The organism is Burkholderia sp. PvR073 (assembly GCF_054055695.1).
The window spans coordinates 703,470-723,350 of the sequence record NZ_JBSRXO010000002.1 but is presented as its reverse complement, the minus strand read 5'-3'; the positions used below and the strand labels follow the sequence as shown (position 1 = coordinate 723,350).

The following is a 19,881-nucleotide window of genomic DNA, read 5'->3' as shown; positions in this document are numbered from 1 at the left end:
CATGAAACTCCCGACCTCCCGGCTCGTCGCGGCGCTGGCCGCCGCGTCCGTTCTCGCCACCGTTCCGCTTTGCGCCGCGCACGCGGAAACGCCGAAGGACATGTTCGTGATGGCCACGCTGCTCGACGAATTCACGACGCTCGATCCCGGCGAGATCTACGAGCTGGTGCCGGAGGAATACGTCGCGAACACCTACGACCGGCTCGTGCGCGTCGACCTGCGCGATCCGTCGAAATTCAACGGCGATGTCGCGCAGTCGTGGACGGTGAGCCCCGACGGGCTGACCTATACGTTCAAGCTGCGCTCGGGGCTCAAGTTCCATTCGGGCAACCCGCTGACGGCCGACGACGTCGCGTGGTCGATCCAGCGCGCGGTGCTGCTCGACAAGGGCCCGGCCGCCGTGCTGACGGGCATCGGCCTCACGAAGGCGAACGTCACGGCGAACGTGAAGAAGCTCGACGACCAGACGGTATCGATCACGACCGACCACAAATACGCGCCGACCTTCGTGCTGAACGTGCTCGGCTCGTGGCCCGCGTCGGTGGTCGACAAGAAGCTGCTGCTGTCGCACCAGCAGGGCAACGACTTCGGCAACGCATGGCTGAAGACCAACGAGGCCGGCTCCGGCGCCTACAAGCTGGTCAAGTGGAACGCCGGCGACAGCATCGTGCTGCAGCGCTTCGACGGCTACCGGCTACCGCTCGCGATGAAGCGCATCGTGCTGCGCCATGTGCCTGAAGCGGCGAGCCAGCGCCTGCTGCTGGAAAACGGCGACGTCGACGCGGCACGCGACCTGAGCCCCGACGATCTCGCGGCGGTCGTGAAATCCGGCAAGGCGAAGGTCGCGGCATCGCCGCAGGCGACGCTGCTGTATCTCGGCCTGAACACGAAGAACCCGACGCTCGCGAAGCCCGACGTGCAGGAAGCGCTGAAGTGGCTGGTCGACTATTCCGGGATCCAGGCCAACGTCGTGAAGACGACCTACAAGGTGCACCAGACCTTCCTGCCCGAAGGCTTCCTCGGCACGCTGAAGGCGAACCCGTACAAGCTCGACGTCGCGAAGGCGAAGGCCCTGCTCGCGAAGGCCGGCGTGCCGAACGGCTTCTCGGTGACGATGGACGTGCGCAACGACTATCCGTACACGGAGATCGCGCAGGCCGTGCAGGCGAACTTCGCGGAGGCGGGCGTCAAGGTGCAGCTGATCCCCGGCGACAACAAGCAGACGCTCGCGAAATACCGCGCGCGCCAGCACGACATCTACATCGGCGAATGGTCGGCCGACTACATCGACCCGCACAGCAACGCGCAGGGTTTTGCATGGAACCCCGACAACTCCGACAAGTCGAGCTATAAAATGCTCGCCTGGCGCAACAGCTGGGACATTCCGCAATTCACGAAGGAGACCGACGCCGCCCTCGCCGAGCCGACCGCCGCACAACGCGCGCAACGGTATCAGGCGATGCAGAAGGAGATGCTCGCGCGCTCGCCGTTCGTGATCATGTTCGAGAAAGTCGCGCAGGTCGCGACGCGGCCCGGCGTGAGCGGGCTCGAAGTCGGACCGATCAACGATCTCGTGTCGTACCGTAACCTGAAGAAGCCTTAAGATTCGCCGCATGTCGACTCCCGCCTCCTCCCTCGAAGCACTGCGCACGCTGCCCGCGCGGCGCCCGGCCGTGCGCTGGGCACTGCGCGTGCTGCGCTGGGCGCTCACGCTCGCCGTCACGTTCGCGGGCCTGCTCGCGCTGACGTTCGTGATCGGCCGCAAGGTGCCGATCGATCCCGTGCTCGCGATCCTCGGCGATCGCGCGTCGGCCGAGGCGTATGCGGCCGAGCGCATCGCGCTGGGTCTCGACAAGCCGCTCGTCACGCAATTCCTGATCTACGCGCGCGACGTGCTGCATGGCAATCTCGGCATGTCGCTGCTGACGTCGAACCCGGTGCTCGACGACATCAAGCGCGTCTTCCCCGCGACGCTCGAGCTCGCGACGATCGCCACCTTGATCGGCATCGCGCTCGGCGTGCCGCTCGGCGTCGCGGCCGCGGTGAGGCACAACCGGCCGATCGATCATATCGCGCGCTTCGTCGGCCTGATCGGCAATTCGGTGCCGGTGTTCTGGCTCGGGCTGATGGGGCTGCTTCTGTTCTATGCGCGGCTGCACTGGGTCGGCGGCCCCGGCCGGCTCGATCCCGTGTACGACGGCATGGTCGACCCGCGCACGGGCAGCCTGCTGATCGACTCGGCGCTCGCGGGCGAGTGGGACGTGTTCCGCAACGCGGTGTCGCACATCGCGCTGCCGGCCGCGATCCTCGGCTACTACTCGGTCGCGTACCTGAGCCGGATGACGCGCTCGTTCATGCTCGACCAGCTGAGCCAGGAATACATCGTCACCGCGCGCGCGAAGGGCCTGTCCGAGCGCCGCGTGATCTGGCGGCATGCGTTCGGCAACATCGCGGTGCCGCTGCTCACCGTGATCGCGCTCACGTACAGCAACCTGCTCGAAGGCTCGGTGCTGACCGAGATCGTGTTCGCGTGGCCGGGGCTCGGCTCGTACCTGACGGGCGCGCTGCTGAACGCCGACATGAACGCGGTGCTCGGCGCGACGCTCGTGATCGGCGTGATGTTCATCACCGTCAACCTGCTGACCGACGCGCTGTATCGCGTGTTCGATCCGCGTGCGCGCTGAGGGCCGCTTCGACATGACCGCTTCCACCCTGCTTCTTTCCCCGTCCATGCCGAAGGTCGTCCGATCATGAATGCCGAGCGTCTCACGCTGCGCGCGTGGCTTCTCTCCGATGCGCCCGCGTCGCGCTCGCAGGCCGCGTTTGGCCTCGCGTACCGCCGCTGGCGCCGCTTCGCGGTCAATCCGCTCAACCTGTTCGGACTCGCGATCCTCGTCGCGCTGATTGTCGTCGCGATCGTCGGCCCGCTGATCATGCCGCACGATCCGCTGCGCCAGGTGCTGTCCGACCGCCTGCTGCCGCCCGGCTCGGCATCGCACTGGCTCGGCACCGACCAGCTCGGCCGCGACATACTCTCGCGGCTGATCGGCGGCTCGCGCCTCACGCTCGGCATCGCGCTGCTCGTCGTCGTGATCGTCGTGCCGATCGGCCTGATGATCGGCACGACGGCCGGCTATTGCGGCGGCTTCACCGACAGCGTGCTGATGCGCATCACCGACATCGCGCTCGCCTTCCCGAAGATCGTGCTCGCGCTCGCGTTCGCGGCCGCGCTCGGGCCGGGCGTGATCAACGCGGTCGTCGCGATCTCGATCACCGCGTGGCCCGCGTATGCGCGGCTCGCGCGCGCGGAAACGATCCGCATCGCGCAGGCCGACTATATCCACGCGGCGCGGCTGCAAGGCGCATCGGGCCCGCGGATCCTGCTGCGCTACATCGTGCCGCTGTGCATGTCGTCGGTGATCGTGCGCGCGACGCTCGACATGGCCGGCATCATCCTGACCGTCGCCGGCCTCGGCTTCCTCGGCCTCGGCGCGCAGCCGCCGAGCCCCGAATGGGGTTTCATGGTCGCGTCGGGCCGCAACGTGCTGCTCGACGCGTGGTGGGTCGCGACGCTGCCCGGCGCGGCGATCCTGCTCGTCAGCCTCGCGTTCAACCTGCTCGGCGACGGGCTGCGCGACGTCTTCGATCCGCGTCATGGAGCGTGACATGCCACTGAATTCCACTGACGCCGCCGCGCCGCTCTGCGAGATCGACGGCCTGAAGATCGGGTTTCGCGGGCACGACGGCGTCGTGTCCGACGCGGTACGCGACCTGTCGCTGACGCTCGCGCCGGGCGAACGGCTCGGCATCGTCGGCGAGTCGGGCTCCGGCAAATCGCTGACGGGCCGCGCGCTGCTCGGCCTGCTGCCCGACGCCGCACGCTGGTCGGCCCGCACGATGCGCTTCGCGGGCCACGACCTGCTCGCGATGTCGGCCAGCGAGCGGCGGCGCCTGTGCGGCAGCCAGATGGGGATGATCCTGCAGGATCCGAAGTATTCGCTGAACCCGGTGATGACCGTCGCGCAGCAGATGGGCGAGGCGTTCCGGCGGCACGAGCCGAAGTTGCGCGGCCGCGCGCTGCGCGAGCGGATCGTCGATGCGCTCGCGGCCGTGCAGATTCGCGATCCGGCGCGCGTGGCCGATGCGTATCCGCACGAGCTGTCGGGCGGCATGGGCCAGCGCGTGATGATCGCGATGATGGCGTCGACCGGCCCGCGCCTGCTGATCGCCGACGAACCGACCTCCGCGCTCGACGTCGCGGTGTCGATGCAAGTGCTCGCGGTGCTCGACGCGATGATCGCGCGGCACGGCACGGGCCTGATGTTCATCAGCCACGACCTGCCGCTCGTGATGTCGTTCTGCGATCGCGTCGCGGTGATGTATGCGGGCCGCGTCGTCGAAACCTGCGCCGCGCGCGACCTGCGCGATGCGACGCATCCGTACACGCGCGGGCTGCTCGCGGCGAATCCGCCGCTCGCGAACCCGCCCGACGAACTGCCGGTGCTGCGTCGCGATCCGGCGTGGCTGAACGCGGCTTCGTCCACGCCATCTTCGAATGAATCCCGGGAGGCCGCACGATGATCGACGTCGACCACGCCTCGATCCGTTTTCCGACCCGCACGGGTCATGTCGACGCCGTGCGCGACGCGAGCTTCGCGGTACGCGACGGCGAGGTGTTCGGGCTCGTCGGCGAATCGGGCTCCGGCAAGTCGACGCTGCTGCGCGCGCTGACCGGCCTCGTGCCGCTCGCGGGCGGCAGCCTGTCGATCGACGGCCGGCCGGTTGGCGGCACGCCCGAGCGCGCATTCCGCCGCCAGGTGCAGATGGTGTTCCAGGATCCGTACGCGTCGCTGCATCCGCGCTTCACGGTCGACCAGACGCTGCGCGAGCCGCTGTCGATCCACGGGATCGGCGACGCCGACGCGCGCATCGCTCGCGCGCTGTCGGAGGTCGGGCTCGGCCCGGCATTCCGCTTCCGCTATCCGCATCAGTTGTCGGGCGGCCAGCGCCAACGTGTCGCGATCGCGCGCGCCCTGATCGTCGAGCCGCGCGTGCTGCTGCTCGACGAGCCGACCTCCGCGCTCGACGTGTCGGTGCAGGCCGAAATTTTGAACCTGCTGCGCCGCCTGCATCGCGAACGCAACCTGACGATGATCCTCGTGAGCCACAACCTCGCTGTGATCGGCTTCCTGTGCCAACGCGTCGCGGTGATGCAGCACGGCGAGATCGTCGAACAGCTACGGATCGAGGACGTGCGCGCCGGCCAGGTCGCACGCGACTACACGCGCACGCTGCTGCGCGCGACCGAAGGCTATCGCCGCCTGGATCCGGCGATCGACGCGCCGGCGGCCTGACGAGCGGCGCTCGACTGCTCGACTGCTCGACGATAGTGCAACGCGGCGGGCACCGCCGCGCGCGGCGCATCGCATGACCCGGGCGCGACGCGCCATGCCGGCCGCCGTCATGCGCCGTCGGCCGGTTATTCCAATCCCGCTTCGCTTCGAATAGCGCCCCGCCGAAATCGGCCCCGCGACCGGTTTCCGGCATCGCATGCTCGCCCACGCGAGCGCTTCCAGCCGGCCCGCTCCGCCTGCCGACTCCGGCACAAAATAAATTAGTACGAGTACTAGAAAAAATCGATATCTATTCGTACCAGTCAAATTACAAACGCCTTACATCAATCGCATAATTTGATCCGAAATGCGCCATTCATAGATTTAAATTCAATCGGCGCCTTCAAAAACCGAAGTTTATTTGGAGATTTAACTATGCGAATCATCAAGCGCAGCGCAATCCCGTTCCTGCTCGTCGCCGCCGGCGCGGCCTTTTCGTCGGCCGCCCACGCGGCGGACGGCACCGTCACCTTCCGCGGCAACATCATCGCGTCGACGTGCAGCGTCGATGGCGGATCGGATCTCACCGTCCCGCTGCCGCCGGTCAGCACTACCGCGCTCGCCGATGTCGGCTCCGTCGCCGGTCGCAGCGCGTTCTCGCTGGCGCTGACGGGCTGCACGGTCGGTGACGACAACCCGGTGAAGGTCGGCGTCGTGTTCGAGAACGGCACGAACGTCGATCAGTCGACCGGTCGACTGACGATCGACTCGGGGGCCAAGGCCGCCGAAGGCGTCCAGATCAACGTGCTGGATTCGCAGCAGAACCACATCCCGATCGGCGCGCAAACCGGCGCGAACACCGAGATGGTCGCGATCGATGCCGACGGCAAGGCGAAGGTGAATTACTTCGCCGAGTACTACGCTGCAGGCGCCGTGAAGGCCGGCGACGTCACGTCGCGTGTCGAGTACTCGCTCATCTATCAGTAAGGGCCCGCGCGTGGAGATCGCCGCTCCGGCGATCTCCGCCCGTCACGCCGCGCGACGCGGAAACCGCCGTTTCCGCCCGCTCCCTGCCCCCAACGATCCGATTCTCACGCCCATGAAACTGTTGAAGCTCTTCCGTACGTTGACCCTCGCGGTCACAGCGTTCGCGTCGCAGGCCGACGCGAGCGTCGTGATCGCCGGCACACGCGTGATCTTCCCGTCCACGGAGCGCGAAGTCACGATCCAGCTCACGAACGACAGCAAGCGTCCGGCACTGGTGCAGGCATGGCTCGACGAAGGCGACAGCCGCGCGTTGCCGGAGAACATCGACGTGCCGTTCACGCTCACGCCGTCGATGTTCCGGATGGAAGCCGGCAATGGTCAGACGCTGCGCCTCGTGCATACCGGCGAACCGCTGCCTGCCGATCGGGAGTCGCTGTTCTGGCTGAACGTGCTCGAAGTGCCGCCGAAGGCCGCCGCGACCGAGAACCACAACCGCATCCAGCTGGCGTTCCGCTCACGCATCAAGCTCATGTATCGCCCCGCCGAGTTGGCCGGCAGCGCGGACGATGCCCCCATGCAAGTCGACTGGCGCGTGGTTCGCGGCGACGGCGGCTATGCACTCGAGGCGAGCAATCCGACACCGTACGTCGTCAATTTCGGCAACGTGCAGTTGAAGTCCGGCGGCCGCAAGCACGACGCCGGCATGGGCTACGTGCTGCCCCGAAGCACGCAGCGGTTCCCGATCAAGGATCTCGCCGGCGCACCCGCCGCAGGATCAACCGTCGAGTTCGGCAGCATCAACGACTGGGGCCGGGCAACCGACATCGAGCGTCCGGTCAGCGTCGAACCGTAACGCGACCGAGGCCGGCAGCGCCTGGCAACGGCGCGCGCCGAGCGCTCTCCCCCTTTCGTCCGCCGTCGCTTCGGCCGTTCCGACCGACCGCCACGAAATCCCCTGATTTGCCATTCGCCGCCGCGCGGTGCGGCGCCGTCGCGCCTGCGCCGGCGAAACGCATCCGCTCGCCCCGAACCTTTGTGGAGTATTGCGCATGACCCCGACCCGACTGCCTCGCCGCGGCGCGGCCGACATGCCGCACGTCAAGCCGATCCATCTGCTGGTGGCGGCCTGCGTCGCCGCGTGGTCCGCCCATGGCCGCGCGACGACGCAGGCCACCGCCGAAAGCACGCTTGCTCAAGTCGAGTTCGACGGCGCGTTCCTGCAGAGTCGCCTGGGCAAGCATGTCGACGTGTCGCGCTTCGCCCAGCGCAACGTGACGGCCCCCGGCGTGTACACCACCGACATCCATGTCGGTCCCGACTGGATCGGCCGCTACGACGTGCGCTTCGTGGCCGCGCCCGATTCGGGCGACGCGCGGCCGTGCTTCGACCGCACGCAGCTCGAGCGCGTTGGCGTCGATTTCGGCAAGCTCGCGCCGGAGGTCGTCGCGCGACTGGACGGCGACGGCGCCTGCCTGCAACTCGACCAAGTCGTGCCGGGCGCCAGCGCGGCATTCGACTTCCCGCGACAGACCCTGCGGCTGTCGATCCCGCAGGCGTCGCTCGTGCGCAAGGCGCGCGGCTACGTGAGCCCCGATCAATGGACCTCCGGCGAAACCGTCGGCCTGCTCGGCTACAACTTCAATCTTTACACGTCGAAGGCCAGCGGCCACACCACGCAGACGCAAGGCTATCTCGGCCTGAACGGCGGCGTGAACCTCGGCAACTGGCGCTTTCGCCACGAAGGCTCCTATTCATGGTCGTCGCGCGGCGAGAGCCGGTATCAGGACATCGCGACCTATCTCCAGCGCGACTTGCCGTCGCTGTCGTCGCAGCTCGTCGTCGGCGAAAGCTACACGTCGGGCGAACTGTTCGACTCGACGCAGTTCCGCGGCGTGCGCCTGTCGACCGATGACCGGATGCTGCCCGACTCGCTGCGCGGCTATGCGCCCGTGGTGCGCGGCATCGCGAACAGCAACGCGAAGGTGACGATCCGCCAGAACGACGTGACGATCTACGAGACGACGGTCGCACCCGGCAATTTCGAAATCGACGACCTCTATCCGACCGGGTACGGCGGCGACCTGCAGGTATCGATTGCCGAAGCCGACGGCTCCGTGCACTCGTTCTCGGTACCCTACGCCGCCGTGCCGATGTCGCTGCGGCCGGGCATCGGCCGCTACAGCTTCGTCGCGGGCACGCTGCGCAATCCCCACGGATCGAGCCAGCCGCTGTTCACGCAGGCCACGTACCAGCGCGGCCTGACCAACCTGCTGACGGCCTACGGCGGCGTCACGCTCGCGGGCGGTTACGCGTCGGCGATGCTGGGCGGCGCGTTCAACACGTCGTTCGGCGCGTTCGGCGCGGACGTCACGCATGCGCTGACCTCGATCCCCGGCGCGAAGCGCTACAGCGGTTCGAGCGTGCGCGTCAGCTATGCGAAGTCGGTCGATGCGACCGGCACCGATATCGCACTCGCCGCGTATCGCTATTCGACGGACGGCTATTTCGGCCTCAACGATGCGATGCAGGCACGCGATGCCGCGCGCGACGGCCGCTCGGCGCAGTCGGTCTGGCGCCAGCGCAATCGCGCGTCGCTGGCGCTCACGCAGCGCCTGGGCACGACCGGCGGCCGCATCAATGCGACGGCATCGGCCGTCAACTACTGGAACCGCCCTGGCTCGGACGTCAATTACTCGGTGGGTTACACGAACCGGTTCCGCAACATTTCCTACAGCCTGACGGCCACGCGGCAGCGCAATGCCGGCGGCGACATGGGCACGCTCTATTACGCCAGCGTCACGATCCCGTTCGGCCGGGAGCGCCCGATGACCGTGTCGGGCAACGTGTCGCGCGACACGCTCGGCCGCACCCGGTTGCAATCGACGCTGTCCGGATCGCTCGGCGAGGACCACGCGCTGTCGTACAGCGTCAGCGCGAACCACGCGTCCGGCCCGAACTCGGGCACGGACGGCAGCGCCAACGTCACGTACCGCACGCGCGTCGCCGAAATCAACGCCAGCGCCGGCGCGAGCACGGACTTCCAGCAGGGCTCGCTCGCCGTGCGCGGCGCGCTGGTCGCACACCGCGGCGGCATCACGTTCTCGCAGCCGGTATCCGAGACGTTCGCGATCGTCGAGGCGCCCGGCGCGGCCGGCGCGCGCGTCACGAACGCGGCGGGCGTCAAGGTCGACGGCAACGGCTACGCCGTCGTGCCGTACCTGACGCCATACAGCCTCAATACGGTCGCACTCGATCCGAAGGGCATCCCGATGGATGTCGAGTTGAAGGAAACCAGCCGGCAGATCGCGCCGCGCGCCGGCGCGGTGCCGCTCATCCGGTTTGCGACCGACACGGGCCGCGCGGCGCTCGTTCAGGCGCGCCAGGCCGACGGCGCGCCGTTGCCGTTCGGCGCCGCGGTGCACGACGAGGCCGGGAAGGAAGTCGGCCTCGTCGGCCAGGCGAGCAGGATCTTCGCGCGCGGGCTCGCCGACAGCGGTTCTCTGACGGTCCAATGGGGCGCCGACCGCCACTCGATCTGTCGGATCGCATACGAGCTGCCCGTCGCGGAACATCGCCGGCCATCGTCGGGCATTCAGACCGTCAAGAGCATCTGCCAGCCCGATGCCACGGCCGCCGGCATTCAATAAGGAATCCCCATGTTCAATGTCCGTCCATCGTTCGTATCGACCCGAGTGACGAGCCCGGCACGCATCGCGTACACGCGCGACGCATGCAGCGGCATGGCCCGACGCTGCGCCCGCATGAGTGCGGTTGCCGCGACGGTTCTGCTCGCATGCGTCGCATTCGCGGCCGACGCAAGCGCCGCCTCCCTCTATGCGTTCGGGCAGGCGAGCGTTTCCAGCCCCGGCAACGCCACGCCGGGCACGGTCGTCGCGCGTCATTACTTCACGCCGCAGGACGTGTGCGGCGCGAGCACCTGCCAGATCACGAGCATCTCGATGTACGCCAAAGGCGGCGTGTGGGTGTCCGACGGCCCCGATCTGGAAACCAACGTGTCCGGCCTGTCGACGCGCATGATCGTCGACGGTAACGTCGCCGTCTCGTCGACGAAGACGACACTGCGCAACACGCTCGAAATCATGCTGTTTCGCGACAGCCGGCTACCGCAGGACGGGTCGCTCAATTCCGGCCTGCTCGGCGCCTATTACACGATCAATTACAAGTCCGGCATCTTCGGCGCCTCGTCCCCGGTCTTTCTCGCCGCGAAGGTCAGCTTCATCAACGGCACGTGCTCGATTCCCGACCAGACCGTGACGCTGCCGTCCGTGCAGCACAACGTGTTCAACGGCATCGGCTCGACCGCCGGCGCGACGGATTTTCAGGTGCAGTTGAACAACTGCCCGGCCGGTTACAACCGGATCGGCTATCAAATCGCTCCGCTGGACGACGTGGTCGCCGGCACGCCGGGCGGGATGCAGTTGCGCCCGGATGCCACGACCAGCGGCATCGGCATCCAGGTCGCCGACGCCACGACCGGCCAGCCGCTGACGCTGGGGAAGTCGCACACGGTGACGAGCTACAACCCGGCCACCGGCGGATCGCCGACGATTCGGCTGCGTGCGTCCTACCTGCAGACCGACGCGAAGGTCGGCGGCGGTTCGGTTCATGCGGCGGCGCAGGTTCTGCTCGACTACCAATGAACGACGCGCCGCGGCGGCGGCCCTGACATCCGCGCGACGCGGGCGGCGTGCGATACTCGGCACGCCCGCACCGGTTCGACTCCACGGGGAACCCCGGTGCGCCAGGCGAGTCCATCTCCTTTCGTCAACAACTCAACAGCATTAGGGAGGCGTTCATGCTGCAATTCATCGAAACCCTGGTAGTCGGGCTCATCGTCGGCCTCCTCGCCCGCGCGCTCAAGCCCGGCGACGACAAGATGGGCATCCTGATGACCGTCGTGCTCGGCGTCGTCGGCTCGCTCGTCGCAGGCTACGTCGGCCGCGCCGCCGGCTGGTATGCGCCGGGCCAGGGCGCAGGCTGGATCGCGTCGATCATCGGCGCGATCGTGCTGCTGGTGGTCGTCGGCGCGGTGCGCAAGCGCGCCGGCTGATCGCCACATCTCGCTGCGATGCGATACGGCCGCTCGTCATGAGCGGCCGTTTTCTTTTGGCATCGCGAATCACCGGATCGGCGGCTCGTTGAGTCCTCAACGATCGAGCAGCCTCCGCAACCATCTCCGCTCTTCCCGCCAGCCTACGCCCCCGGCAATACCCTGCCTTGCGCCCCCACAAATTTGAGATAAATTGATTGGAGGAATACGGCGTCGTTTGCCTATGTCCGTTATTTCCGATTTTTCATTCAAGAGGTCCGATGGATTTGCCGTTTACGCATACAGCATCGCAGCGTTGACGGACTGCCATTCGAGCGGCCCGGCTGCGACGCGCTTGCCCTCTGGAGCCTGTCATGAAGCATTGCCCGTTTGCCGCCTCGGTTGCCCTGGCTGTCTCGCTTCTGGCGTCGTCCTCATCATTTGCCGCCGGCACGGGCGGCATCATCCACTTCACCGGCATGATCGTCGAACCGCCGTGCTCGTTCGCACTCGACACGGCCGACGCCGCGCGTGCGCACGTGCGCCCCAACTGCCCGCGCCCGGCCACGGGCCAGGTCGCATTCGTCGACGCGGCCAGCCTGCGCACGATCAAGACCACGAACTTTACGCAGGCCTCGCGCGCAATCGTTTTACCTGACCGTCCGGGCAACGCGCATGCGCCGATGATCGCGGTCGTCACCTACCAGTAACGCGTGCTGCCGGAGCGGTCGTGTCAGTCGCGATGGCGGGCGATCCAGTCGCTGAACGCGCGGATCTTCTGCTGGCTGCCGATGTTCTCCGGATAGACGAAAAAGTAGCGGGCGCCGGTCTCGAGCACGATGTCGAATGGCCGTTCGAGCCGGCGCGCACTGACGTCGTCGTCGACGAGCGTCACGTCGCCGATCGCGACGCCGAAGCCCTGCATCGCCGCGTTGGTCGCGAGGTCGAGCGTATCGAAGGTCGGCCCGCGCTCCGCGTCGACGGCGCGCTCGCCCGCGTGATCGAGCCACGCGCGCCAGTCGCGATGGTCGCGCGTCGGATGCAGCAGCGTATGGCGCGCGAGATCGCCGACCGCATCGAGCGGTGCGGTCTGCCGCAACTCGGGTGCGCACACCGGCGTCAACCGCTCGTCGAACAGCGGCAGCGCGCACACGCCAGTGCCCGGCGACGTGCCATAGACGACCGCCGCATCGAACGGCTCGGTCGAGAAATCGACGACGTGCTGCCACGCGGTCGTGATCTGCACATGGAGATCGGGATGCTCGCCCTGGAAGCGCATGATGCGCGGCAGCATCCAGCGCATCACGCAGGTCGGCACCTTCAGCGCGAGATCGGTGCGCTGCCGCGTGAGCTTCATCGAGATGTCCTCGATCCGCGCGAAGCTCTCGTCGACCACCGGCAGCAATTGCTCGCCCTCCGCCGTCAGCGTGAGGCCCTTCGCGTGCCGCTTGAACAACGGGAAACCGTAATGCGCCTCGAGCGTCTGGATCTGCCGGCTGACCGCGCCTTGCGTGAGGCACAGCTGCTCGGCCGCACGCGTGAAGCTGCGGTGGCGGGCCACGGTCGAGAAGATCTGCAGCGCGTGCAGGGGCGGAAGTCGGCGCATGACGAGGCAGGTAGACGAAACATCCGCGCCGAAGCACGGCGCGGCAAGGCCGCGCGCCGGCACCGGCGCGCGCTGATCGACACGATAAGCCAAACGCCGGCTTTACGCGAGGTGCGTCGGACGCTCAGGCCGTTGCGGTGAGCGCGCCCGTCGCGATGCGCGCCGCCGACGCGACGACATCCGCGCGGGCCGCCGCGTCGGCACTCGGCTGCGTGAACGACACGGCCAGCACGATCGGCGCGCGCGACGGCGGCCACAGCACCGCGATGTCGGTCGTCGTGCCGTAGCCGCCGGTGCCGGCCTTGTCCGCGATACGCCAGCCGGGCGGCACGCCTGCCGCGATCCCGGTCGCGCCGCGCGTGCCGCCGGTCATCCATTCGGTGAGCTGCGCCCGCTGCGGCTCGCGCAGCGTATCGCCGAGCAGCAGCAACTGCAGCAGGTCGACCATCGCGACCGGTGTCGACGTATCGCGCTCGTCGCCGGGCGCGGCCTGGTTCAGTTCGGGTTCCCAGCGGTCGAGCCGGAACACGGTGTCGCCGCTTTCATGCGCGAACGACGTGACGGCCTGCGGGCCGCCGAGCACGCCCATCAGCAGATTCCCGGCGCCCTTGTCGCCCGACTGCAGCATCGCCGCGCACAGCTGCGCGATCGTCATCCCCGTGTCGACATGACTTTCCGTCACCGGCGAGCCGGCCACGACTTCATAGCGGCGATACAGGATGCGGCGCGGCAGCAACGATGCGTCGAGCGAACCGCGCGCGAGGATCGCGGCGGCGGCAACGACCGCATAGGTGCCGCACACCGGGAAGCGCTCGCGCGCGTGATGCGCGATGCGCGTGCCGTTCGACGTATCGAGTACTGCGATACCAAGCCGGCCGTTCGATGCCTTTTCAAGCGCGGCGAGTTCAGCCTGAGCGGCGTGGGCGCGCGCCTGGTCGGCGACGGGCGCCGACGAGCACGCGGCGACGAAGGGCGCGGCGACGGCGGCGAGCAACAGCGAGCGGCGTGTCGGAGAATATTCCATGGATGAGTGGTGTTCTGTCGGAAACGGTGGCACGGAGCAACGCACGCATCGTCGATACGCACGCGTTCACGCCGACGGCCGGCTCGCGACGGCATGTGCCGCGCATCCCCAAAGACGCCCGTCGGCCCCGCGGACGCGGGACTCGCATGAGGCCCTAGCGTAACAGCGAGCGCGGCCACGTTCCAGCGGCGCGGCCGCTTCAGCCTTGCGACGACGGCAGGTACGGCATCGGATTGACGGGCTTGCCGTCGCGCCGCACCTCGAACAGCAGCGCGACACGCGAGTTGTCGAGGTCGCCCATCTCGGCAATCGCGTCGCCCTGGCGCACGATGTCGCCGGTCTTCACGAGCAGCTTGCGGTTGTGCGCATAGGCGGTCAGGAAATCCGCGTTGTGCTGGACGATGATCAGGCTGCCGTAATCGTTCAGGCCGGTGCCCGCATACATCACGCGGCCGTCGGCCGCCGCGCGGACCGGGTCGCCCGGGCGGCCGGCGATCTGGATGCCGCGGTTCTGCCCTGGCCGGAACGCGTCGACGATCTTGCCCTGCGCGGGCCATCTGAGCGCCACCCCGCCCGCATGCCGCTTGGTTTCCTTCACGACCTGCCGGTCGCTCGCCGTCGACGCGCTCGCCTGGCCCGCGCCCGTCGAACTGTTCGCGGCGACCTGCGTGCCGACGTTCGCCGCCGGCGCCGGCAACGGCTGCGGCCGGACGATGCGCAACACCTGCCCCATGCGCAGCTTGCCGCGCCCATCGAGCTTGTTCCAGGTGCGCAGGTCGGCGACGCTGCAGTCGTTCGCGGACGCGATGCCCGTCAGCGAGTCGCCGCGTTTCACCACGTACTTCTGTGCGACGAGAATCGGCGCAGGCGGCGGCGTCGCGGGCGTGGCCGCACCCGCGGCGGCAGGCTGGCCCGACGGCGCGCCCGCCAGCGTGTCGCTCGGCGGGACGGACGGCGAACTGGCACAACCGGCCATGACGAGCACGGCGGCCAGGCCAGACAGCCACGCCGACTTGCGGCAAATCTCGTGCAGTTTCATGGACGATCGACTCCGGTTTGACAATCTTTCAAGCATCTCAAAAACGGAACGGCCGACGTGTAACCGGATGCAAACAATGATGACAAACGATCACGAGCCGGGCGTCGGCAGACGCTTGTTACCGGTAATACGGTCGAATTCGGAAAAACTTGACAGTTTTGGGCGTACGATGCGGCAAAAATTTCGTGTCGGGTCATTATTTCGAACAGCTTTCAATCCGCGCATGGCTGCGGCGGACAGGCGAGCCGGCCTGCGCCGGCCGGCCGCTCAGCGCAGCCAGTCGACCAGCTCCGCGCACGCCCACGCGACACCGATGCACAGGAACAGCACGTGCAACGCGATCTTGAACGACACGCCCCACGACGAATCGATCCGCATGACAGTCTCCCCCGGTGATATGCGGCCATGATCCGGCATCGATCCCGCCCCGAAAATGCGGAACCGGCGAACAGAGCCTCAAGCCCAGCCTGAGACCAGCGCGGCGGTTCCTGCTAACGTATCGGCCATTCCAATCGTTATGCGCCCCCTGCTCCCACCATGCGCTTCGACCTGACCGACCTGCGGCTCTTCCTGAACATCTGCGAGGCCGGCACGATCACGGGCGGCGCCGAGCGCACCCACATCACGCTGCAGGCCGCGAGCGAGCGCATCCGCGGGATGGAGGACGAGCTCGGCGTGCCGCTGCTGCACCGGGCCAAGTCGGGCACGCAGGTGACCGACGCCGGCCGCGCGCTCGAGCACCACGCGCGCACGGTGCTGCAGCAGATCGACCACATGCGCGGCGAACTGCAGCAATACGGCCAGGGGCTGCGCGGGCATATCCGGCTGCTGTGCAACACGGCGTCGCTGAGCGAATACCTGCCCGACGCGCTCGCCGCGTATCTGCCGCATCATCCGAAACTGTCGATCAGCGTCGAGGAGCGCTCGAGCCAGGAGATCGTCCATGCGATCCGCAACAAGACAGCCGAGGTCGGCATCGTCGCCGATTCGGTCGGGCTCGGCGGGCTCGAACAGAAGCCGTTCCGCGAGGACTGGCTGATCGCGGTCGTGCCGGCCGGGCATCCGCTCGCCGCGCGCGACAAGGTCGCGTTCGACGAGATCGCCGACGCGGATTTCATCGGACTGACCGACGGCAGCGCGCTGCAGGTCCATCTCGCGGACCAGGCGCGTGCGCTCGGCAAGCGGATTCGCTACCGTGTGCAGTTGAAGAGTTTCGATGCGATCTGCCGCGTGATCGAAAGCGGCGTGGGAATCGGCATCGTGTCGCGCCATGCGGCCGAGCGCGCGATGCAGACGATGGACGTGCGGCTCGTCGAGCTGTCCGACGCGTGGAGCCACCGCAAGCTGACGCTCTGCGCGCGATCGTTCGATGCGCTGCCGAAATACACGCAGGCGTTCGTGTCGTATCTGTCGGGCGAGACCCCGCCGCGCTGAACGACGCGCGTCATCCGGACCAACCGCGCGATACACGAGGAGGCACCGCAGCCATGACCGCAACTGACCTCGCCATGCGCTACCGCGCATACATCGACTGCCTGAACCGGCAGGACTGGCCGGCACTCGGCCAGTACGTCGCCGACAACGTGATCCACAACGACCGGCCGCTCGGCCTGACCGGCTACCGTGCGATGCTGGAGCAGGATTTCCACGACATTCCGGATCTCCATTTCGAAATCCGGCTACTCGTGTGCGAACCGCCGCGCGTCGCCTGCCGGCTTCGCTTCGCCTGTGCGCCGAAAGGGACCTTCATGGGGCTCGCCGTGGACGGCACGCGCGTCACGTTCGCCGAGAACGTGTTCTACGAATTTCACGACGGCAGGATCCGCCAGGTCTGGTCCGTGATCGACAAGGCCGCGATCGAAGCGCAGCTGTGACGATGCGGGCCGTCTCGATCCTTACCGCAATCCGGTCACGGCCATGTAAGCACCGAGCGCGATCATCCCGACGAAGAAGCAGCGCTTGAACGCCTGCTCGCTCATCACGCGCCGCGCGTATTGCCCGCCGACCATCCCCGCGAGCGCCGGCACGAGCGCCAGCGCCGATACGCCGAGATTGACGGTCTGCAGCGCGCCCGTCACGCGCAACTGCAGGCCGAGCGCGATCGTCGACGCGGTAAACGACAGCCCGAGCGCCTGGATCAGGTCGTCCTTCGACAGGCGCAGCGCCTGCAGGTACGGCACGGCCGGCACGACGAACACGCCGGTGGCGGCCGTCACGACGCCCGTCAGATAGCCGACCGCCGCCGACAGCCACTTCTCGTGACGCCCCGGCGCGGGCAGCCGCGCGGCGGCAAGCCCCCAGCAGCCATATGCGACCAGCACGATGCCGAGCGCCGCGTGCGTCCACGTGCTGCCGGCCGCGAGCGCGGGCAGCCCGCCTGTCAGCGTGCCGATCGTCAGGCCGGCGAGCAGCGGCCACAGACGTCGCAGCAACGGCCCGAACGACGGGCCGAGCCACAACTGCCACACATTGGTGATGAACGACGGCACGAGCAGCAGGCTCGCGGCGGCCGATGGCGGCATCGCGAGCGTCAGCAGCCCCATCGCGATCGTCGGCAGCCCGAGGCCGATCATGCCCTTGACCGCACCGGCCAGCAGAAAGACCAGCACGATGATCGTCAGCGTATGAACTTGCATGGAAGGCGTTCCGTCGGGTCGAATACGGCGCCGATGGTGAACCACCGTCCCGCCGCCCGCCATCTGGTTTTGCCTGAGGCTGGCTCGGGCCCGTCCGGCCGGGACCCCGCCATGCGCGCCGCCCGGGCGCTCACGCGCCGTGTGCCGGCCCCCGTCCCTGCTCGCTGTCGAGGTGCGCCATCTGGGAGGCCGGATAACGCTCGCCGGCAGCCGCCCCGGCGGGAACCGCCGCTTCGATGCGGGCGAGATCATCGACCGTTAGTTGCAGTTCAGAGGCGCGCGCGGCATCCTGAAGCTGGGTGCGCTTGCGTGCGCCGACCAACGGCACGATGTCGTCGCCGCGCGACAAAACCCATGCGATGGCGACCTGCGCCGGATTGCTGCCCTTCTCGTTCGCGATCGCGCGCAGTGCGTCGACCAGCGCGAGATTGTGCGTGAGGTTCTCGCCCTGGAAACGCGGGCTGGCCGCGCGGAAATCGCGCTCGCCCTGCCGTGCCGCGCTCCAGCCGCCGCCGAGCAGCCCGCGCGACAGCACGCCGTACGCCGTCACGCCGATCCCGAGTTCGCGGCACACGGGCAGGATGTCCGCCTCGATTCCGCGCGACAGCAGCGAGTACTCGATCTGCAGGTCGGCGATCGGCGCGACGGCCGCCGCGCGGCGGATCGTGTCGGCGCCGAGCTCCGACAGGCCGATATGGCGCACATAGCCGGCCTTCACGAGATCGGCGATCGCGCCGACCGTCTCCTCGATCGGCACCGCCGGATCGACGCGCGCCGGCCGGTAGATGTCGATATGATCGGTGCCGAGCCGCTTCAGCGAATACGCGACGAAGTTCCGGATCGCCTGCGGCCGCGCATCGTAGCCGGCGAACCCGCCGGCAGGATCGCGCAGCGCGCCGAACTTCACGCTGATCAGCACCTGGTCGCGCGTGCGGCCGCGCAGCGCATCGCGGATCAGCATCTCGTTGTCACCCATCCCGTAGAAGTCGCCGGTATCGAGCAACGTGATGCCGTGGTCGAGCGCCGCGTGCAGCGTCGCGATGCTTTCGTCGCGATCGGCCGGCCCGTAGAAATCCGACATCCCCATGCAGCCGAGTGCGATCGCCGAAACCCGCGGGCCCGTGCGGCCCAGTTGACGCTTGTCCATGTCCGTTTCCTTGCGGTGGTGAGTGAATGAACCGGATTCTCGGCGCATTGCGGCGCGCGATAAACGCGAAACGCCCAACCAAATCATTCGACGCTGATTAACAATGGAGGCTGTCCCCATCCGTACCCACCCCGCATGGACCATCTGCATGCAATGCGCATTTTTGCGCGCGTCGCCCACCTCGGCAGCTTCACGAAAGCGGCCGAGCAGCTGCAATTGCCGCGCCCGACGGTCAGCAATGCCGTCCAGTATCTGGAGAAACACCTGGGCGTGCGGCTGCTGCAACGGACCACCCGGCGCGTCGCGCTGACCGCCGAGGGCACCACGTACTACGAGCGCTGTACGCGGCTGCTGGCCGATCTCGACGATGCCGAGACGCTGTTCGACGACGCCGGTGCGGCGCCGCGCGGCGTGATCCGCGTCGACCTGCCCGAGCGCTTCGCACTGAACAAGGTGATTCCGGCGCTGCAGGATTTCCACGCACGCTATCCCGACCTGCGCGTGCTGCTCAGCACGACCGACCGCTTCGTCGACCTCGTCGCCGACGGCATCGACTGCGCGGTGCGGGTCGGCGTGCTGTCCGACACGTCGCTGGTCGCACGGCGCATCGGCGAGCTGGCGCAGATCAACTGCGCGTCGCCCGCGTATCTCGCGCGGCACGGCACGCCGCGCTCGCCGGACGATCTGCCCGACCACGTCGCGGTCGGCTATTTCTCGAGCCGCACGGGCCGCGAGCTGGACTGGGAATATGCGGACATGGATTCGGGTGCGCTGCAGACCGTAAAGATGCGCAGCGTCGTCGCGGTGAACAGCTCGCAGGCGTATCTCGCGTGCTGTCTCGCGGGCCTCGGGATGATCCAGGCGCCGCGCGAGGGGCTCGCACCGCTGCTCGAAGACGGCTCGCTGGTGGAGGTGCTGCCGGAATGGCATGCCGAGCCGCTGCCGGTATCGGTCGTGTTCCCGAACGGCCGGCATCTGGCGCCGCGGGTGCGGATCTTCGTCGACTGGCTTGCGGACACGCTCGGCGACATGGACCGGGCGCAATGACGGCAGCCGGCG

Annotated in this window: 19 protein-coding genes; 14 read left to right on the top strand and 5 right to left on the bottom strand. The window is 68.0% G+C overall.

The features are described 5' to 3' along the window. Position 1 precedes the first annotated feature (1 nt). The 11 genes from ACVK00_RS10440 to ACVK00_RS10390 all read left to right on the top strand — a co-directional run bounded on the left by ACVK00_RS10440 (position 2) and on the right by ACVK00_RS10390 (position 12,080). Entirely contained in the window at positions 2 to 1,603 is a 1,602-nt protein-coding gene (locus ACVK00_RS10440) for an ABC transporter substrate-binding protein (protein ID WP_284891279.1), read from the top strand. A 10-nt stretch (positions 1,604 to 1,613) separates the two neighbouring features. Beyond that, positions 1,614 to 2,684, top strand: coding sequence for an ABC transporter permease (locus ACVK00_RS10435; protein WP_166724243.1), 1,071 nt, complete (start codon positions 1,614 to 1,616; stop codon positions 2,682 to 2,684). A gap of 66 nt (positions 2,685 to 2,750) precedes the next feature. After that, on the top strand, positions 2,751 to 3,665 hold the full coding sequence (gene nikC, locus ACVK00_RS10430; RefSeq protein ID WP_006753506.1) for a nickel transporter permease: 915 nt from the start codon (positions 2,751 to 2,753) through the stop codon (positions 3,663 to 3,665). Between the two features lies 1 nt (position 3,666). After that, the gene (locus tag ACVK00_RS10425) at positions 3,667 to 4,581 is read left to right on the top strand and encodes an ABC transporter ATP-binding protein (protein ID WP_354123290.1); all 915 of its coding nucleotides are present in this window, start codon (positions 3,667 to 3,669) and stop codon (positions 4,579 to 4,581) included. Next, positions 4,578 to 5,354 carry an ABC transporter ATP-binding protein gene (locus ACVK00_RS10420; protein WP_105831209.1) on the top strand — a complete coding sequence of 259 codons (777 nt, stop codon included), beginning with the start codon at positions 4,578 to 4,580 and terminating at the stop codon, positions 5,352 to 5,354. The genes ACVK00_RS10425 and ACVK00_RS10420 overlap by 4 nt, the downstream gene beginning before the upstream one ends. Before the next feature lie 414 nt (positions 5,355 to 5,768). After that, complete coding sequence (locus tag ACVK00_RS10415; RefSeq protein WP_284891281.1) at positions 5,769 to 6,320, top strand: fimbrial protein; 552 nt, start codon at positions 5,769 to 5,771, stop codon at positions 6,318 to 6,320. A gap of 112 nt (positions 6,321 to 6,432) precedes the next feature. After that, positions 6,433 to 7,173 carry a fimbrial biogenesis chaperone gene (locus tag ACVK00_RS10410; RefSeq protein ID WP_228907919.1) on the top strand — a complete coding sequence of 247 codons (741 nt, stop codon included), beginning with the start codon at positions 6,433 to 6,435 and terminating at the stop codon, positions 7,171 to 7,173. Positions 7,174 to 7,369: 196 nt separating this feature from the next. Next, on the top strand, positions 7,370 to 9,967 hold the full coding sequence (locus ACVK00_RS10405; RefSeq protein WP_284891282.1) for a fimbria/pilus outer membrane usher protein: 2,598 nt from the start codon (positions 7,370 to 7,372) through the stop codon (positions 9,965 to 9,967). Between the two features lie 114 nt (positions 9,968 to 10,081). After that, positions 10,082 to 10,981: a fimbrial protein gene (locus ACVK00_RS10400; RefSeq protein WP_354123289.1), complete on the top strand. Its 900-nt coding sequence runs from the start codon at positions 10,082 to 10,084 to the stop codon at positions 10,979 to 10,981. 155 nt (positions 10,982 to 11,136) lie between these two features. Then, entirely contained in the window at positions 11,137 to 11,391 is a 255-nt protein-coding gene (locus ACVK00_RS10395) for a GlsB/YeaQ/YmgE family stress response membrane protein (protein ID WP_059691315.1), read from the top strand. Between the two features lie 353 nt (positions 11,392 to 11,744). Then, positions 11,745 to 12,080 (top strand): type 1 fimbrial protein, encoded by a 336-nt coding sequence (locus ACVK00_RS10390; protein WP_228907922.1) that lies wholly within the window; start codon positions 11,745 to 11,747, stop codon positions 12,078 to 12,080. 23 nt (positions 12,081 to 12,103) lie between these two features. Here the strand turns inward: ACVK00_RS10390 and ACVK00_RS10385 are convergent, their stop codons facing one another. The 3 genes from ACVK00_RS10385 to ACVK00_RS10375 form a co-directional block, all read right to left on the bottom strand. Further along, positions 12,104 to 12,976: a LysR substrate-binding domain-containing protein gene (locus ACVK00_RS10385; RefSeq protein WP_228907923.1), complete on the bottom strand. Its 873-nt coding sequence runs from the start codon at positions 12,974 to 12,976 to the stop codon at positions 12,104 to 12,106. 124 nt (positions 12,977 to 13,100) lie between these two features. Then, a complete protein-coding gene (gene bla, locus ACVK00_RS10380; RefSeq protein WP_284891285.1) occupies positions 13,101 to 14,000 on the bottom strand; it encodes a class A beta-lactamase in 900 nt (299 codons plus the stop codon). A gap of 199 nt (positions 14,001 to 14,199) precedes the next feature. Then, positions 14,200 to 15,039: a peptidoglycan DD-metalloendopeptidase family protein gene (locus ACVK00_RS10375; RefSeq protein WP_284891286.1), complete on the bottom strand. Its 840-nt coding sequence runs from the start codon at positions 15,037 to 15,039 to the stop codon at positions 14,200 to 14,202. 537 nt (positions 15,040 to 15,576) lie between these two features. Here ACVK00_RS10375 and ACVK00_RS10370 point away from each other — a divergent pair. Both ACVK00_RS10370 and ACVK00_RS10365 read left to right on the top strand, forming a co-directional pair. Beyond that, the gene (locus tag ACVK00_RS10370) at positions 15,577 to 16,473 is read left to right on the top strand and encodes a LysR substrate-binding domain-containing protein (RefSeq protein ID WP_126225571.1); all 897 of its coding nucleotides are present in this window, start codon (positions 15,577 to 15,579) and stop codon (positions 16,471 to 16,473) included. Between the two features lie 53 nt (positions 16,474 to 16,526). Next, positions 16,527 to 16,913, top strand: a complete 387-nt coding sequence (locus tag ACVK00_RS10365; protein ID WP_228907926.1) for an ester cyclase — start codon at positions 16,527 to 16,529, stop codon at positions 16,911 to 16,913. Positions 16,914 to 16,934: 21 nt separating this feature from the next. On the opposite strand, the gene ACVK00_RS10360 is transcribed toward ACVK00_RS10365, so the two are convergent. Then, the gene (locus tag ACVK00_RS10360; protein ID WP_354123288.1) at positions 16,935 to 17,675 is read right to left on the bottom strand and encodes a sulfite exporter TauE/SafE family protein; all 741 of its coding nucleotides are present in this window, start codon (positions 17,673 to 17,675) and stop codon (positions 16,935 to 16,937) included. A 130-nt stretch (positions 17,676 to 17,805) separates the two neighbouring features. Continuing rightward, positions 17,806 to 18,822, bottom strand: coding sequence for an aldo/keto reductase (locus tag ACVK00_RS10355; protein ID WP_284891288.1), 1,017 nt, complete (start codon positions 18,820 to 18,822; stop codon positions 17,806 to 17,808). 135 nt (positions 18,823 to 18,957) lie between these two features. On the opposite strand from ACVK00_RS10355, the gene ACVK00_RS10350 reads away from it, so the two are divergent. Then, positions 18,958 to 19,869, top strand: a complete 912-nt coding sequence (locus ACVK00_RS10350) for a LysR family transcriptional regulator (RefSeq protein ID WP_284891289.1) — start codon at positions 18,958 to 18,960, stop codon at positions 19,867 to 19,869. Positions 19,870 to 19,881 lie beyond the last annotated feature (12 nt).

Bases quoted from the DNA above. Each gene is read 5' to 3' on its own strand.
- ACVK00_RS10440 (WP_284891279.1), top strand. From the start codon at position 2: ATGAAACTCCCGACCTCCCGGCTCGTCGCGGCGCTGGCCGCCGCGTCC.
- ACVK00_RS10435 (WP_166724243.1), top strand. From the start codon at position 1,614: ATGTCGACTCCCGCCTCCTCCCTCGAAGCACTGCGCACGCTGCCCGCG.
- nikC (WP_006753506.1), top strand. From the start codon at position 2,751: ATGAATGCCGAGCGTCTCACGCTGCGCGCGTGGCTTCTCTCCGATGCG.
- ACVK00_RS10425 (WP_354123290.1), top strand. From the start codon at position 3,667: ATGCCACTGAATTCCACTGACGCCGCCGCGCCGCTCTGCGAGATCGAC.
- ACVK00_RS10420 (WP_105831209.1), top strand. From the start codon at position 4,578: ATGATCGACGTCGACCACGCCTCGATCCGTTTTCCGACCCGCACGGGT.
- ACVK00_RS10415 (WP_284891281.1), top strand. From the start codon at position 5,769: ATGCGAATCATCAAGCGCAGCGCAATCCCGTTCCTGCTCGTCGCCGCC.
- ACVK00_RS10410 (WP_228907919.1), top strand. From the start codon at position 6,433: ATGAAACTGTTGAAGCTCTTCCGTACGTTGACCCTCGCGGTCACAGCG.
- ACVK00_RS10405 (WP_284891282.1), top strand. From the start codon at position 7,370: ATGACCCCGACCCGACTGCCTCGCCGCGGCGCGGCCGACATGCCGCAC.
- ACVK00_RS10400 (WP_354123289.1), top strand. From the start codon at position 10,082: ATGAGTGCGGTTGCCGCGACGGTTCTGCTCGCATGCGTCGCATTCGCG.
- ACVK00_RS10395 (WP_059691315.1), top strand. From the start codon at position 11,137: ATGCTGCAATTCATCGAAACCCTGGTAGTCGGGCTCATCGTCGGCCTC.
- ACVK00_RS10390 (WP_228907922.1), top strand. From the start codon at position 11,745: ATGAAGCATTGCCCGTTTGCCGCCTCGGTTGCCCTGGCTGTCTCGCTT.
- ACVK00_RS10385 (WP_228907923.1), bottom strand. From the start codon at position 12,976: ATGCGCCGACTTCCGCCCCTGCACGCGCTGCAGATCTTCTCGACCGTG.
- bla (WP_284891285.1), bottom strand. From the start codon at position 14,000: ATGGAATATTCTCCGACACGCCGCTCGCTGTTGCTCGCCGCCGTCGCC.
- ACVK00_RS10375 (WP_284891286.1), bottom strand. From the start codon at position 15,039: ATGAAACTGCACGAGATTTGCCGCAAGTCGGCGTGGCTGTCTGGCCTG.
- ACVK00_RS10370 (WP_126225571.1), top strand. From the start codon at position 15,577: ATGCGCTTCGACCTGACCGACCTGCGGCTCTTCCTGAACATCTGCGAG.
- ACVK00_RS10365 (WP_228907926.1), top strand. From the start codon at position 16,527: ATGACCGCAACTGACCTCGCCATGCGCTACCGCGCATACATCGACTGC.
- ACVK00_RS10360 (WP_354123288.1), bottom strand. From the start codon at position 17,675: ATGCAAGTTCATACGCTGACGATCATCGTGCTGGTCTTTCTGCTGGCC.
- ACVK00_RS10355 (WP_284891288.1), bottom strand. From the start codon at position 18,822: ATGGACAAGCGTCAACTGGGCCGCACGGGCCCGCGGGTTTCGGCGATC.
- ACVK00_RS10350 (WP_284891289.1), top strand. From the start codon at position 18,958: ATGGACCATCTGCATGCAATGCGCATTTTTGCGCGCGTCGCCCACCTC.